This is a genomic window from Pseudomonas sp. LBUM1670, assembly GCF_059695695.1.
Window position 1 is genome coordinate 3,260,307 of the sequence record NZ_CP166783.1, and the last position, 14,854, is coordinate 3,275,160.

16 protein-coding genes are annotated in these 14,854 nt (G+C 58.4%); 12 read left to right on the plus strand and 4 right to left on the minus strand.

All coding sequences use genetic code 11. The features are described from left to right. Positions 1-95: 95 nt before the first annotated feature. Complete coding sequence (locus ACA073_RS14705) at positions 96-1,283, plus strand: MFS transporter (RefSeq protein ID WP_497397187.1); 1,188 nt, start codon at positions 96-98, stop codon at positions 1,281-1,283. 102 nt (positions 1,284-1,385) lie between these two features. On the opposite strand, the gene ACA073_RS14710 is transcribed toward ACA073_RS14705, so the two are convergent. Continuing rightward, entirely contained in the window at positions 1,386-2,423 is a 1,038-nt protein-coding gene (locus tag ACA073_RS14710; RefSeq protein WP_497397189.1) for an alpha/beta hydrolase family protein, read from the minus strand. A 269-nt stretch (positions 2,424-2,692) separates the two neighbouring features. Continuing rightward, the gene (locus tag ACA073_RS14715; RefSeq protein WP_497397191.1) at positions 2,693-3,304 is read right to left on the minus strand and encodes an FMN-dependent NADH-azoreductase; all 612 of its coding nucleotides are present in this window, start codon (positions 3,302-3,304) and stop codon (positions 2,693-2,695) included. A 129-nt stretch (positions 3,305-3,433) separates the two neighbouring features. On the opposite strand from ACA073_RS14715, the gene ACA073_RS14720 reads away from it, so the two are divergent. After that, positions 3,434-4,342 carry a LysR substrate-binding domain-containing protein gene (locus ACA073_RS14720; protein ID WP_497397193.1) on the plus strand — a complete coding sequence of 303 codons (909 nt, stop codon included), beginning with the start codon at positions 3,434-3,436 and terminating at the stop codon, positions 4,340-4,342. Beyond that, on the plus strand, positions 4,339-4,698 hold the full coding sequence (locus ACA073_RS14725; protein WP_497397195.1) for an MmcQ/YjbR family DNA-binding protein: 360 nt from the start codon (positions 4,339-4,341) through the stop codon (positions 4,696-4,698). The genes ACA073_RS14720 and ACA073_RS14725 overlap by 4 nt, the downstream gene beginning before the upstream one ends. Here ACA073_RS14725 and ACA073_RS14730 read toward each other — a convergent pair. Together ACA073_RS14730 and ACA073_RS14735 are read right to left on the minus strand one after the other, a co-directional pair. Then, on the minus strand, positions 4,695-5,123 hold the full coding sequence (locus ACA073_RS14730) for a DUF1294 domain-containing protein (protein WP_497397197.1): 429 nt from the start codon (positions 5,121-5,123) through the stop codon (positions 4,695-4,697). The two genes, ACA073_RS14725 and ACA073_RS14730, sit on opposite strands and share 4 nt — an antisense overlap. Continuing rightward, entirely contained in the window at positions 5,120-5,950 is an 831-nt protein-coding gene (locus tag ACA073_RS14735; protein WP_497397199.1) for an undecaprenyl-diphosphate phosphatase, read from the minus strand. The genes ACA073_RS14730 and ACA073_RS14735 overlap by 4 nt, the downstream gene beginning before the upstream one ends. A gap of 288 nt (positions 5,951-6,238) precedes the next feature. On the opposite strand from ACA073_RS14735, the gene ACA073_RS14740 reads away from it, so the two are divergent. The 9 genes from ACA073_RS14740 (at position 6,239) to fapF (ending at position 14,835) form a co-directional block, all read left to right on the plus strand. Next, positions 6,239-7,873: a methyl-accepting chemotaxis protein gene (locus ACA073_RS14740; protein WP_497397201.1), complete on the plus strand. Its 1,635-nt coding sequence runs from the start codon at positions 6,239-6,241 to the stop codon at positions 7,871-7,873. Between the two features lie 303 nt (positions 7,874-8,176). Continuing rightward, complete coding sequence (gene pnuC, locus ACA073_RS14745; RefSeq protein WP_497397203.1) at positions 8,177-8,740, plus strand: nicotinamide riboside transporter PnuC; 564 nt, start codon at positions 8,177-8,179, stop codon at positions 8,738-8,740. Continuing rightward, entirely contained in the window at positions 8,737-9,261 is a 525-nt protein-coding gene (locus ACA073_RS14750) for an AAA family ATPase (protein WP_497404103.1), read from the plus strand. Before pnuC ends, ACA073_RS14750 begins: the two co-directional genes overlap by 4 nt. 356 nt (positions 9,262-9,617) lie before the next feature. After that, positions 9,618-10,055 (plus strand): functional amyloid chaperone FapA, encoded by a 438-nt coding sequence (gene fapA / locus ACA073_RS14755; protein ID WP_497397205.1) that lies wholly within the window; start codon positions 9,618-9,620, stop codon positions 10,053-10,055. Position 10,056: 1 nt separating this feature from the next. Next, positions 10,057-10,629 (plus strand): fibril amyloid subunit FapB, encoded by a 573-nt coding sequence (gene fapB / locus ACA073_RS14760; RefSeq protein WP_497397207.1) that lies wholly within the window; start codon positions 10,057-10,059, stop codon positions 10,627-10,629. A gap of 54 nt (positions 10,630-10,683) precedes the next feature. After that, positions 10,684-11,991 carry an amyloid-like fimbrin subunit FapC gene (gene fapC, locus ACA073_RS14765; RefSeq protein WP_497397209.1) on the plus strand — a complete coding sequence of 436 codons (1,308 nt, stop codon included), beginning with the start codon at positions 10,684-10,686 and terminating at the stop codon, positions 11,989-11,991. 63 nt (positions 11,992-12,054) lie between these two features. After that, the gene (fapD, locus tag ACA073_RS14770) at positions 12,055-12,735 is read left to right on the plus strand and encodes a fibril amyloid maturation endopeptidase FapD (RefSeq protein WP_497397211.1); all 681 of its coding nucleotides are present in this window, start codon (positions 12,055-12,057) and stop codon (positions 12,733-12,735) included. Positions 12,736-12,767: 32 nt separating this feature from the next. Then, positions 12,768-13,508: a fibril amyloid subunit FapE gene (gene fapE / locus ACA073_RS14775; RefSeq protein WP_497397213.1), complete on the plus strand. Its 741-nt coding sequence runs from the start codon at positions 12,768-12,770 to the stop codon at positions 13,506-13,508. Between the two features lie 46 nt (positions 13,509-13,554). Continuing rightward, the gene (gene fapF / locus ACA073_RS14780) at positions 13,555-14,835 is read left to right on the plus strand and encodes a fibril amyloid transporter FapF (RefSeq protein WP_497397215.1); all 1,281 of its coding nucleotides are present in this window, start codon (positions 13,555-13,557) and stop codon (positions 14,833-14,835) included. Positions 14,836-14,854: the final 19 nt, after the last annotated feature.

Sequence of the window (14,854 nt, forward strand, 5' to 3'; positions counted from 1 at the left end):
CGCCAGGCAGCAAACAATATAGTTAGCCTGCTTCCTTTTATTTCCAACCCGCGCCATGATGCGGCTCTCCCACCGCCGCCCGCGAACGAGCCCTCATGTCTGCGCAGCAACTGCCACCGCAAAGCTCCATGGCGATCACCCTGCAGATCGTCTCCATCGTTTTCTATACCTTTATTGCCTTCCTCTGCATCGGCCTGCCGATTGCGGTGTTGCCGGGTTATGTCCACGAGCAACTGGGTTTCAGTGCGGTCGTGGCAGGGCTGACTATCGGCTCCCAATACCTCGCCACCCTGCTCAGCCGCCCGATGGCCGGACGCATGTCGGACAGCATCGGCACCAAGCGCTCGATTGTTTACGGGTTGTCGGGGATTGTGTTGAGCGGTGCGCTGACGTTGGTGTCGACGCTGCTGCAAAGCTTTCCGCTGACGAGCCTGTTGATCCTGATCGCCGGCCGCTTGCTGCTGGGGATCGCACAGGGTTTGATCGGCGTCGGCACCATCAGTTGGTGCATGGGCCAGGTCGGTGCTGAGCACACCGCGCGCTCGATCTCTTGGAACGGTATCGCGTCCTACGGCGCCATCGCCATTGGCGCGCCGCTGGGCGTGGTGATGGTGGCGGAATATGGCTTTGTCAGTCTGGGGATCGCCCTGTCACTGCTGGCCGCCCTGGCGCTGGTGCTGATCCGCAACAAACCCTCGGTGCCGGTGGTTCGCGGTGAACGCCTGCCGTTCTGGGCGGTGTTCGGTCGTATTGCACCGTTCGGCGCGAGTTTGAGTCTGGCGTCTATCGGCTACGGCACGTTGACCACCTTTATTACCCTGTATTACCTCAGCCGTGGCTGGACCGGTGCTGCGTACTGCCTGACCGTGTTCGGAGTCTGCTTCATTCTGGCGCGACTGCTGTTTATTTCGAGCATCAGCCGCTTCGGTGGATTCACCTCGGCGATTGCCTGCATGAGCATTGAAACGGCGGGACTGGTGTTGCTGTGGCTTGCGCCTTCGACCGGTTTTGCCTTGATTGGCGCGGGCCTGGCCGGGTTCGGTTTGTCGCTGGTGTACCCGGCGCTCGGGGTGGAGGCGATCAAACAGGTGCCCAACTCCAGCCGTGGTGCGGGGTTGAGCGCGTATGCGGTGTTTTTTGATCTGGCACTGGCGATTGCCGGGCCGTTGATGGGCGCTGTGGCGTTGAATCTGGGGTATTCGTGGATTTTCTTCAGTGCGGCGCTGTTGTCGATCACCGGCCTGGGTTTGACCCTGTTACTGAAACGCCGCGCAATGGCCTGACACTGTATTCCCTGTGGGAGCGGGCTTGCTCGCGAAGGCGGTGTAACAGTCGACAATGATGTTGAATGTCATGGCCCCTTCGCGAGCAAGCCCGCTCCCACATTATTGATCCGCGGTTTGCATCCCGGCGCGGGTCGGTTTGCCCAGCGCATGGGAAAAAAACCGCCCGGCTTCGGAGATCATGTTGCGGTGAATGCCTTCGCGGTCGACACCGTCGGCATCGGTGCACAGCGCCGGCATGGCCGCGATCTGTTCTTCGTTGCACGGCGCCATGAACACGAAGTGCCCTGCCCCGGCCAGCAACTTGAAGTCCGGTGCGGTCGGCAGTTTGCGCGCCAGCGCCGCAGCGTTTTTGTCGAAGGCCACCAGTTTGTCGCCGTCGCCGCTGTAAAGCAGCACCGGCACATGCACGTCGGCCAGGGTGTGACGGCCAAACTTCAGGCTCAGCGGCGCCATCAGCAGCAGCGCGTGAACACGAGGATCGGCCACCGGTTGCAAGTCATCACGGTCGACGATCAGCTCGCCTTTGGTGTTGCAGGCATCGCGGTCGTCCGGGCGTTCCTGGCAATAACGGCGCAGACGATCCAGGTCCGGCGTCGCGCCGGACAGAATCAGCGCCGTCTCCCCGCCCGCCGAGTAACCGATCACGCCGACCTGGTCGGCATTGACGAACGGCGCGAGCATGCGGTCGCCGAGGGTCGCGGTAATGGCTTCGGAAATCTGGATCGGCCGACCGTACAGGTTGCTCAAGGTGCCGAGGCGGCTGTGGTCTTTGGAGTTGTCGCCGGGATGAATCACCGCCACCACCACAAAACCTTTGCGCGCCAGCGACGTGGCGAGGTCGTGCAGGGCCAGCGGGGTTCCGGTGTTGCCGTGGGACAGCATCAGCATCGGAAAACGGCCAATGGCGACGCGGGTGTCTTCGCCCGCCTCGACCGTGTAGCCCTCGAGTTTGCTGGTGTGTTCCCGGTCGCTGGAAGGGTAGAACGCGATGGCGCGCATCGGTTGCAGATCCAGCGGATCGAGAAAACTCAGCTCATGGAAGCCGACGCTCCAGTGAGGATGCAGCGCAGGCGCGGCGTGCACTGAATTCAGGCTGCTGAGCAGGCAAATCAGTAACGTTGCACAAAGACGCACCATTGGATGCCCCACCTTTGTTACTTGACCGGGAAGCCCGTTCTCCTTCGACATATCGAGGAAGCGGCCTTGTACCAGCGATTGCGGCCACCAAGGTCGTTACAGAACGGGGACGTTAACCCTCGACTGCATAACCTGGGCCACAACATGAACGATTTAAGAGACAGTTAGAAATAGTCAGAAACAAAAAACTCCGTATCTGACACTTGCGTGAGCAGAATACAGAGTTTTTTGGGGTGTCGCCCGAGCTGATTTACATCTTTACGCAAGCCTTACGCGGCGGCGAACAGTTGCTCGCTGATTTGCGTGTGGGCATCGCCCATGGCTTTGGTGCGCACTTCGTCACCGTAAGCCAGGCCGTGAGCCCGGACGAATTCGAGGTCGGTGATACCGATGAATCCGAACAGCAACTTCAAGTAATCTTCGTGAGCCACGCCAGTGGCCTGACCGGCATGCAAACCGCCGGAAGTCGACACAATCACGACTTTCTTGCCACCGCACAGGCCTTCAGGGCCGGCTTCGGTGTAACGGAAGGTCTGTCCGGCAACGGCGATGCGGTCGATCCAGGCCTTGAGTTGGGTCGGAATGGAGAAGTTGTACATCGGCGCGGCAATGACCACGGCATCGGCGGCGAGGAATTCGGCCAGCGTCGAGGCGCTCAACTCGGCTTCGTGCTGCTGGGCGGCGTTGCGCAGTTCAGCGGTGGTGCCGGCGGCGACCAGGGTCGTCGCGGAGAAGTGGCTGATGGCATCGCTGGCCAGGTCGCGGTAAGTCACCACGGCGCTCGGCTCGGCGGTTTGCCAGGCTTTGACGACTTCACTGCTCAGCTGACGGGAAGCCGAGTTGTCACCGAGAATGCTCGAATCGATATGCAGCAGTTTCATGTGGGATCTCCAGGTGAGGATCGCCACGGGGCGATCTGATGGAGACAATCCTACAGACGAAACCAATAGCTGATTAGACCGCAACAATGTGATAGTTCGTCTCACTGATAGAACAATCGGGTTAAGACCATGCAAGACCTCAATGATCTCTACTACTTCGCCAAGGTGGTCGAAGCCGGCGGTTTCGCCGCGGCCGGGCGTTTGCTGGGCATTCCCAAGTCGCGTTTGTCGCGTCGGATCGCCGAGCTGGAAGAACGCCTTGGCGCACGCCTGTTGCAACGCACCACACGGCAACTAAAGCTGACCGCCGTGGGTGAACGCTATTTGCGCCACTGCCAAGCCATGCTGCTGGAAGCCGAGATGGCCGATGAAGCCGTGGCCAGCATGTCCAGCGAGCCTCGCGGGCGCTTGCGGGTATCCGCTCCCGTCGGCCTCGCCCATGAAATGTTGTCGCCGGTGATCAGTAAATTCCTGGAGAAATACCCTCAGGTTCAACTGGAGGTCATGCTGGTTAACCGCAGGGTCGATCTGGTGACCGAGGGCATCGATGTAGCGTTGCGTGTGCGGGAGCTGGGGGATGAAGACCCCTTACTGGTCACCCGACGTTTGCGTCAGGCGCAGCTGTGGCTGGTGGCCAGTCCCGATTTTTTGCAAGGCCGGGAAATCAACCACCCCGAAGACCTGAAGGGCTTACCGGTACTCGGCGCCCTTGAAGCCGACCGCATGGTGCACATCCGTATGCTCGACCAGCAGGGCCAAAGTCACGACCTCGCACTCGAAGCGCGACTCGGTATCGACGATTTCATCGTCCGCAGAGCCTGCACCCTCGCCGGCCAGGGCTTTACCATGCTGCCGATGATGTATTGCGAGCAGGAGCTGGAAAGCGGCGCGCTGGTGCAGATACTGCCCGACTGGTCATTGCCGGGCGGCTGGCTGCAAGCGGTCTACCCTCACCGGCGTGGCGTCATGCCGGCCGTACGCGCCTGGCTCGACCATTTGATCGAATCATTCAATGCCTGTGGGGACCGACTGATATGAAGGCTGGACGCATGAGCGCAGAGGCTGTCGCACAGTTCTGTCTGGCACTGCCGGGTGCGCGGGAAGACTACAAGTGGGGTGGCGTGCGGGTGTTTTCGATTGCCGGGAACAAGATGTTCGCCCTGCAGAACCTGCGGGGCGAATCCCTCGCCTTCAAGGTCGACAAGGATCTGTTCCTGGGGCATTGCGATCGCCCGGGCGTTCATCCGGCGCCGTACCTCGCTCGGGCCCAGTGGATCATCATGCAAACGCCCTACCCGCTGGGCGCCGAAGAACTGCAAAGTCTGTTGCAACGTTCCCATCAACTGGTGGTGAGCAAACTGCCCAAGCGCACGCAGGTCGGGCTGCTGCTTTAGAACAGCGCCAACAGGTTTGCACCCAGGAACAGTTGATCGATCCAGAACACTTGGTGCAGCAACACGATCATCCAGAACAGCAGTTGAAACGACACCTTGCGCGTCTTGTGCCTGAACACCTGCTGGGCCAGCAAGGCGCCCGGCCAGCCACCGGCAAGTTCTATCGCATGCAACACGTTCTCGGGCGTACGCCAGCTATCGGTGCAGGCCTTGCGCTTATCGCTCCAGTAAAGGAAGAACGCCAACACGCTGACGATGCCGTAGGCCGCCAGGGGAATCAGCGAAATCCCTCGCAGCCAAAACGACAACGAGCCCATCAGCGGCAGCGCGCACACGAGTGCGAACACCAGCAGTTTCAGTCGCGGGTTGTGGATCTCACCCCCGGAACGGCGTCCGGGACTGTTGCGCCCGCCGGCATCATTCATGGCTTGACCGCGCTCCAGTCAACCCAGCCGAACTGCCAGGTGGCCAGAATCACCATGCCGAACGCAATGCGATACCAGGCGAACGCCGCGTAGCTGTGGCTGGCGATGAACTTCAGCAAGCCTCTGACGGCAATCATCGCGAAGATGAACGCGGTGACGAAACCGATGGCGAACACCGGGAAATCAGCCGGCACGAACAGGTCGCGATATTTGTACCCCGAATACACCGCCGCTCCGACCATGGTCGGCATCGCCAGAAAAAACGAAAACTCGGTGGCGGTCTTGCGCGACAACCCGAACAGCAAACCACCAATGATCGTCGAGCCTGAACGCGATGTGCCCGGAATCATCGCCAGACACTGGGCCAAACCTACTTTCAAGGCGTCTTTCCAGGTTATCTCATCGACGGTTTCGGCGTGCACTTCGTGTTGACGCTGTTCCGCCCACAACATCACGATGCCGCCCACGACCAATGCCGTGGCCACGGTAATCGGGTTGAACAGGTAATGGTGGATCAGGTCAGCAAAGATCACCCCCAATACCACGGCAGGCAGAAAGGCAATCAGTAGGTTGGCGGTAAAGCGCCGGGCGCCGGGCTGCGTCGGCAAGCCAACCACTACATCGAAAATCTTGCGGCGAAATTCCCACACCACCGCGAGAATCGCGCCGAGCTGAATAATGATGTTGAACGCCATTGCCCGCTCACCACCGAAATTGAGCAAGTCAGCCACGATGATCTGGTGTCCGGTACTGGAAATGGGCAAAAACTCCGTCAGCCCTTCTACAACCCCAAGTATCAATGCCTGCAAGGCGGTCCAAAGATCCATCAATCCCCCAAGAAGCGATGCGCGACGGCATGCCCCGTTAGTATTTTTTTCAAAAACAGTCAGCGTAGCTGAAAGACTTGCGCGCACAGAATCCGGACGGAACCGTAAAAATTCCGTGAAACATCGACTTGGATTCAGGTTTTTCCGTGCGGGGCCGAAATCCTATCAGACGAGCCCGATTAACGCTGCCACGTTATAGGACTTGGGTCGAATATGCCCGATCGGCAAAGTGTGATTGGATGCTGGCGATTATTTTTTACAAGAAAAAGAAACCGGAGTGACAGCGTTATGAACAGCTTGCGAAGTATGTCGATCAGCCGTCGTTTGTGGCTCATTTTGATCGTGGCCGTCATGATGCTTTTGACGTTGGGCGTGTTGATGCTCAAGCAGATCCACGAAGACCTGTATCACGCCAAGGCGCAGAAAACCCAACACGTGGTGCAGACGGCCAGCGGCATTCTGACCTATTACCACGGCCTGGAAACGGCCGGCACACTCACGCGCGAGGCGGCGCAGAAACAGGCGCTGACCGCCGTTCGCGGCCTGCGCTATGACCAGAACGACTACTTCTGGATCAACGACCTGACGCCGGTGATGATCATGCACGCGGCCAACCCGAAGCTCGATGGCCAGAACCTCTCGGCGATCCGTGACCCGGACGGGTTTGCGGTGTTCAATGAAATGGCCGCCCTCGCCAAGGCCAAGGGCGCAGGCTCGATCGACTATCGCTGGCCGAAGCCGGGCGCCAGCGAGCCGGTGCAAAAAACTTCCTACGTCAAACTGTTCGAACCCTGGGGTTGGGTGATCGGCTCGGGCGTGTACATTGACGACATGCAGGCCGAGTTCATGGGCCAGGTCTGGAAAGCTTCTCTCATCGGGCTGGTGATTGCCGCCATCATGGCGCTGCTGGTGACCCTGATTGCCCGCAGCATCGTGCGCCCACTCCAGGAAACCGTGAACGCCATGGCCAACATTGCCAGCGGCGAAAGCGACCTGACCCGCAGCCTCGATACCCATGGTCAAGATGAAGTGACGCAACTGGCCCGCCACTTCAATGCCTTTACCACCAAACTGCGGTTGGTGATCGGTGAGTTGCAGGTGTCCGCCAGCGCTCTGGGCCAGTCGTCCAGCGAGCTGGGCAACAATGCCGCCCAGGCCCAGCAACGCAGTCAGCAGCAATCCCAGCAGATGGAACTGGTGGCCACGGCCATCAATGAAGTGACGTTCGGCGTGCAGGATGTCGCGAAGAACGCCGAGCAGGCGGCCAGCGAAATGCGCGATGCCGAATCCCGGGCGCAGCAGGGCCAGGTCAATATCGACAGCAGCCTGCAACAGATCGACAAGTTGTCCGGCACCATTGATCAGGCCGTTGAAGTCATCCGCACCCTGGCCACCGAAAGCACTCAGATCGGCAGCGTGCTGGAAGTGATCCGCTCCATCGCCGAGCAGACCAACCTGCTCGCTCTCAACGCCGCCATCGAGGCCGCCCGGGCCGGCGAGCAAGGTCGCGGGTTTGCCGTCGTGGCGGATGAAGTGCGCCTGCTGGCCCAGCGCACCCAGAAGTCCACCGCCGAGATCCTGTCGATGATCGAGCGCTTGCAAGGCCACTCTGAAGCGGCGGTCAAGGTCATTGGCGACAGCAGCCGCGCATCCCAACTGACCATCGAACAGGCCGGCCTCGCCGGTGCGAGCCTGAATGCCATTGGCCAGGCACTGCGCAACCTCAACGGCCTGAACACCTCCATCGCCAGCGCCACGCTGCAACAGGCCCACGTGGTCGAGGACATCAACCAGAACGTCACCCAGGCGGCCGGCTTGTCCCACAGCACGGCACTGGCGGCGCAACAGTCGAGTGTGGCGAGTGTGCGTCTCAAGGAATTGAGCGAACAGTTGAACGGGTTGCTCAAGCAGTTCCGGGTTTAACAAGGAAAACACTGAACTTTGAAGTCTGAAGTCTGAAGTCTGAAGTCTGAAGTCTGAAATCTGAGGTGAAGTCTGAACCCTGAACCCTAAACTCTGTGGTGAGGGGATTTATCCCCGTTCGGCTGCGAAGCAGTCGTAAATCTTTTGGGACCGCTTCGCGGTCCAACGGGGATAAATCCCCTCGCCACAAAAATCCTCTTACCACAAAAATCCTCTCACCTCAAAAGCTCGCTCGCCACAGAAGCCTCATCAGGACAATCCCGGTACAATCCGCTCCCTCTACGATTTCCCCAAGGAACCTCCATGTCCGGGCTTGAACTGTTTGCCGCCGCCCTCGGTGTCATTGCCGTCTGGTTGACGGTCAAACAGAACCCCTGGTGCTGGCCGATCGGCCTGGTCATGGTGTCGCTTTACAGTTGGGTCTTTTTTGAAGTGAAGCTGTATTCGGACATGCTGTTGCAGGTGATCTACGCCGCGTTGCAACTCTATGGCTGGTGGCAATGGACGCGCGCGGGCGCGGCGCGGCAAGGGCGGCAGGTTAGCCAACTCAAGGGTGAATCGATCGTGTCAGGTCTGGCCATCGGTGCCCTCGGCAGTCTGTTGCTCGGCGCGGCCATGGCGCACTGGACCGATGCAGCCCAACCCTGGCTCGACGCGGCGTTGACTGGCTTCAGCCTGGTGGCACAGGTCTGGATGGCGCAAAAGCGCGTTCAATGCTGGCCGCTGTGGATCACCCTGGATGTGATTTTCGTCGGGCTCTTTAGCTATAAGAGCATGTACCTGACCGCCGGGCTCTATGCGTTGTTTACCCTGATTGCCGTACAAGGCTGGCGAGAATGGCGCGCCGACCCGGCGCTGCGCACATGAAAGTCCTGGTGCTTACCGGTCCCGAATCCAGCGGCAAGAGCTGGCTCGCAGCCGAGCTGCAAGCGCATTTCGGCGGGGTGCTGGTCGACGAATATGTCCGCTGGTTCATCGAGCAAAACCCGCGGGATACCTGCCTGGCCGATATCCCGGACATCGCTCGCGGGCAACTGCAATGGGAAGACGAGGCCCGCGCCCGGCAATCGCCGCTGCTGATACTCGATACCCACTTGCTGAGCAACATCCTCTGGAGCCAGACCCTGTTTGGCGATTGCCCCGCGTGGATTGAGCAGGCACTGCTGGCTCGCCAGTACGACTTGCACCTGTTGCTGTCACCCGAACAGGTCGACTGGACGGACGATGGCCAGCGCTGCCAACCCGATTTGAGTGAGCGCCAAGCATTTTTCGACGCAACCCTGACATGGCTGGAGACCCATCAACAGCCTTTTCAAATATTGCAGGGAACCTGGGCGGAACGTCGTCTGCAGGCACTGCAAGCCGTCACTCTGCTGCTGGAACCCTGACCCGGTTTCAGGGGTTTTTCACCCGGCAAAGCCCCTGTTTTGGGGGAAAAGTGTCCATATCTGTTACACCCAGCCCGCCCCAAACAGGCCGTTTCAACGGCTGCACCAACTTCGCCCGCCACCTGTTAAGCACGTAATACACCTCGGCGCAAACCCTTGATCTAGAGCATTGCAACCGCTTTTGTTGGTTGCAATCGCCGGCGCCTGTCTCAAACGTGAAACAACCCCGACACTGCCCTCCCGGACAAAATTTATAACCCGTTGAATTAATACAAAATTCAAAATACGGCACAGCTTTCGCTCTCTCCTTCACATCGCTGACCAGGGCCAGCCCATAAAAAGAAGGAATTGCCGCTGTGGGGACTTTCAATAAAGGCTGCACCTGCCTCCTCCTGATCGGATGCGCACTGGGCTCAAGCGTCAGCCTGTCGGTACAGGCAGACGGCGGCATCATCATTATCAAACGTGATGTCCAGACGCGAAACGCAGTACAAGCCCCAGTGATTCCCGACCCTAACCCCACGACCGTCAGTGCCAACCCCTCCAAGCTAATCCTCGATCAGACGAACGAACTGAACGACGGTGACTTTGCCAACGTTGCCAGTGGTGCAGGCATCACACGCCTGGTCACTTTGGGCAACACCAATCTGGGAGGCAATATCACCACTCAAAACCAGCTTTCCAACCTCCCCGCCGGGCGTTCGGGAGGTTCGGGCAACGGTATTTCCAACATGGTCAATTCAAGCGTCCAGCGAGGCCTGAGCGGTCTGAACGTCATTTCGGGAGGCCGTTGAGATGAATCGTAAGTTGCTGATTATCGCCATGTTTTGCAGTACATCGAGCTTTGCCCAACCTCCCGTCATCAATAACGCCAACATCGACGGTTCGGGCATGCAGTACCAGGGCAACCTCGCGGTCAACCAGGCTGCGGGCGATCAGCAGCAACAGACTAACGCCCGGGCCATCGCCATAGGCGACGGAGCCAGCGCGACCACTCAGATTCGCCAACGGCTGAATACACAGGTCGACCCCAGGATGGATGCTCGAGCCAGCATTCAGGGCGACTCCTTCAGCCACGGTAACGGCGTACTGGGTGTCAACCAGAGCGCGGGTGCCAGCAACCAGCAAGCCAATGCCCTGCGGATAAGCATCAGTAAACAGCCGCAAAGTATCGACGACAGCGTCCTCATGCAACAGAACGTGGCGCTGCTCAACAACTCCGATCCTACTGACTCTGCACCAGGCTATCGCCAGGTCACTACCAGCGACCAGGCTTTCACCGGTAGCCGTGGGGTAATTCAGTTGAATCAGAGCGCCGGGGTGGGAAACCGAATGGCCAATACCCTGAGCGTACGGGTCGCGGACTGACCCCAAAAAAGGTAGGAAACAACACTTAACCTAAAATAAGTACGGAGAATCACCATGAAACCTTCGATGGCACTCAAGCCTCTGGTTTTCGCAATTGCTGCGCTCATGGCTGTTGCTGTACAAGCTGGAAACGATCGTCGTAACGATGACCACCACAATGGTCATAATAACAACGGTCACCACACTCCTCCTCCTACAAAGATCCCTGTCTACGCGACTGCCAATGCCTACGACAAACAGAGCAGTACCAACAACCGCATCCGTAACGAAGGGACTGTGAACAACGCCGAGATGAGCGGCTCTGCCACAGGCGCCGACGGCAACGTGGGCATCAACGTGGCGGCAGGCGCCGGCAACCAACAGGACAACGCTGCCGCCATCGCGAACGCTGGCGCCACCTCCGCTCTCGATAACACCTTCGTGTTCGGTGTTGCCACTGCCACTGCCAGCGTCAAGCAGTACAGCAACAATAACAAGGTCGACAACTACAACACCACAGCCTCTGCGGTGATGAGCCAGTCGGGCAATGGCGGCAACGGCAATATGGGGATCAACATTGCTGGCGGCGACCTGAACCAACAGAAAAACACCATGGCAATTGCCAACTCCAATGCTCCACTCGGCAACGCAACAGCCACCGCCTCTGCTGATCAAAACGGTCCTGGTCTGGTCGTGAATAACAGGGCGGATCAGAACATCACCCTGAGTACGGTGACATTAACCACAACCAAAACCGGTAGTGCTTCTTTCAGCCATGATTCCGAATTGAACATTGACAAGAGCGCTTCCAGCAACTGGGCCAAGAGCGGTGCCAGCAGTTATGACGTCAGCGGTACCAAGCACTTTGATGCAAGCGGTTCAAAAAGCACGGATAAGAGCGCTACCAGCCATGCTTCTGTAGTCGCTTCCCTGGAAGCAGCGGCGGATGGTTCCAAATCCGTTACCGTTAATTATGGCCATGGCGATCGCACCCGCAGCGCGTCGTTCGACGCATCGCTTAACGCATCGCTCAATGCATCTATCGATACAGAGCACTCGAAATCGACCGACTCTTCGTTCGAAAAAGCGTTCGATTCCTCGTTTGCAAAATCGTTTGACTCTTCTTTCGAAAAATCAGGCGAGAAATCGTCCGCTTCTACCAAACACGAAGTGAAGAGCTACAGCGAAAGCACTGCATGGGATTTGAGCAACACAGTTTCCTATCAAATCCTGACCCCAAATGGCTGGGCAAACCCTGTGACCAACACCGCAACCCTGAGTGGTTCGGTTAATGGCGGCAGTGGCAACCTCGGCGTCAACGTGGCTGCCGGTGTAGGTAACCAACAAAGCAACTCGCTGGCCATTTCCAACCAATCGTTCTGATGGCTGACTCTGGAGGCCCCCTCACGGGGGCCTTTTTTCACCACAACCAGAGGGCGTCCCACCATGCGCATTATCGCCTTGGTATTTTTGCTTTGCGTGTCCAGTGTGATCGAGGCTGCACAAATGCCGCTTTCCGTCCTGCCTGGCGGCGCGGTGGTGTACAAGCCGATCCAGAGCGTACGCGAGCGTAAATTTGCCGACCTGGTGCAACAGAAAACCGACTTCAGTTGCGGCGCAGCTGCGCTGGCAACCATATTGCGCCAGGCCTATTGGCTGGACGTGAATGAAGAACAGATCATCGAAGGCATGCTGGCACACGCCGATCAAGACCTTGTCCGCGTTCAGGGCTTCTCCATGCTCGACATGAAGCGTTACGTGGAAAGTATCGGCATGCGGGCCCGTGGCTACCGGGTAGCGGCGGAAACGCTAAATGACATCAAAATTCCGGTTGTGGTGCTCATGGATATCCGTGGCTACAAACATTTTGTGGTCATGCAAAGAGTCCATAAGGGCTGGGTCTATATCGGAGATCCGGTACTCGGTCATAAACGCTACAAAGTCGACGACTTTGTCAAAGGCTGGAACGGCATCATCTTTGCCATCATTGGCCAGGGCTACGACAAAACCAACGCGCTGCTCGACCCACCCCTGCCACTGACCGCCAAGAACCGCATCGACACCTTCAGCCCGGTACAAGACGCAGAGTTGATGGACTTCGGATTTATCCGAAGCGACTTCTTCTAATAAAAAGGAGCACGACGCTCCGGGAGCATCTAATGAAGACTCCAATCTGGCTGGCCGTGGTTTGCCTGGCCGCCAGCCTGCCGACCTACGCACAAACGTTCCAACCCATTGAACTCAAGGATTCGGAGCTGGCGAATCTGCGAGGCCGCTATGTCATGCCGGGACGGATCGTCAGTTTCGGGATTGTCATGACCAGCACTTGGCAAAATGCCAACGGTGCAGTGATCGGGGCAACGTCCTCGATGCAAATTCAACAAACAACCATCAAGCCACAGTTCTATGTGTCGGTGATCGACCGAAACGGTAATGGCTCGGCGGTTTCTCAGGGCACCGGGACCGTCAGCGGCGGTAACGGTTTGAGCACGACCCAGGGCGTCACTCAAGCTGTGCGTGCTGCCGGCGACAACAACAGTGCTTACAACAACGTTGATCTCAACGTCCAGAAAGGTAGCCAGGCACCACAGATGGACACCCAAGGGCAAGCACTGGCCGCGGGTACAACCATAACCCACACCAACGGTGCCGGGGCGCTGAGCATTTCCTCTACCGGCGCGGGCGTGCAGCTCAATATCCTGGCCAACAACAACCAAGGTAGCACCGCGCAGCGCCTCGCCCAGGGCGGGCTTATGCAAAACGCGACCTTGCTCGGCGGTGGCAACCAGGTCCGCAACATGATGTCGATCAACGTTGTGCTGCGCGATAACCTGCCGTCAGTCGGTTCGCTGAACGGCAACCTGGATCAACTCAAAGGTCTTCGCGCGCTTGGATTCTGATCTACGCTCTGTCTCATCAGATGTACTCAGAAGGGACGGCTAAACCATGCAACGATCTTTAACGTTCAGAGCTATCGTCTGTTTGAGCAGCCTGGCCCCGGCCACAATGCTATACGCAGCACCGGACCCCCAGGTCGAAGCACTAAAACAAGAACTCATGGAGTTGAAACAGCGTTACGAAGCACAACAGAACGCGCTGATGGTACTTGAGCAGCGCGTTCGCCAAGTAGAAGAAACACCTGCGACACCGGCCCCCAAACGCCTGACCAAATCCCCTGCCGAACCGAACAGGGGCGGTCAGGCGGTGGCCGCCGGTGCGCCGGGAACCACAGGCAGTTCATATGGCCAATCGCTCAAGGATGATTCCGAGCCTGCGCAAAGCGTTTCCAACCTGTATGACGAAGCCAGCGGCTTCTTCGGTGGCGGCAAATTCAGTGTCGAAACCGGCTTGACCTACACGCACTTCGATACACGTGCGCTGACGCTCAATGGCTTTCTGGCACTGGACTCGATTTTCCTCGGCAACATCAACCTCGACCGCATCAAGGCCGACAACTGGACACTGGACCTGACTGCCCGCTACAACGTGGCGCAACGCTGGCAGTTCGACATTAACGTCCCCGTGGTTTATCGCGAGTCAACGTATTCCTCCGGTGGTGCAGGTGGCGCAGGCCCGGTGACGTCGGACGCAACCGTTACCCGCGACCCGACCATCGGCGATGTGAACGTGGGCGTGGCCTACAAGTTTCTGGATGAATCGGCCAACCTGCCCGACGCGGTCTTTACGATGCGCGTCAAGGCACCGACCGGTAAGGACCCTTACGGCATCAAGCTGGTCGAAGACCCGAACAACGACAACCTCGCAGTACCCGAGGACTTGCCTACCGGCAATGGTGTCTGGTCGATCACCCCGGGGATTTCGCTGGTCAAGACTTTCGATCCGGCCGTGCTGTTCGGCTCCCTGGCCTACACCTACAACATGGAGGACTCTTTCAGCGACATCAGCCCTCAGGTCGGCTCCAAGGTGAAAGGGGACGTGAAACTGGGTGATTCCTGGCAGGTCGGCGCCGGCATTGCATTCGCCTTGAACGAGAAGATGAGTATGTCGTTCTCCTTCACCGATCAGTTCGCCCGCAAGAGCAAGATCAAGCCCGACGGCGGCGATTGGCAATCGATTTCCAACAGCGATTACAACGCGGCCAACTTCAACATCGGCATGACCCTGGCAGCAACCGATAATCTGACGATCGTCCCCAACCTGGCCATCGGCCTGACCGATGACGCGCCAGATTTTTCCTTCAGCCTGAAATTCCCGTACTACTTCTGATCCAAAACACAACAAAAGC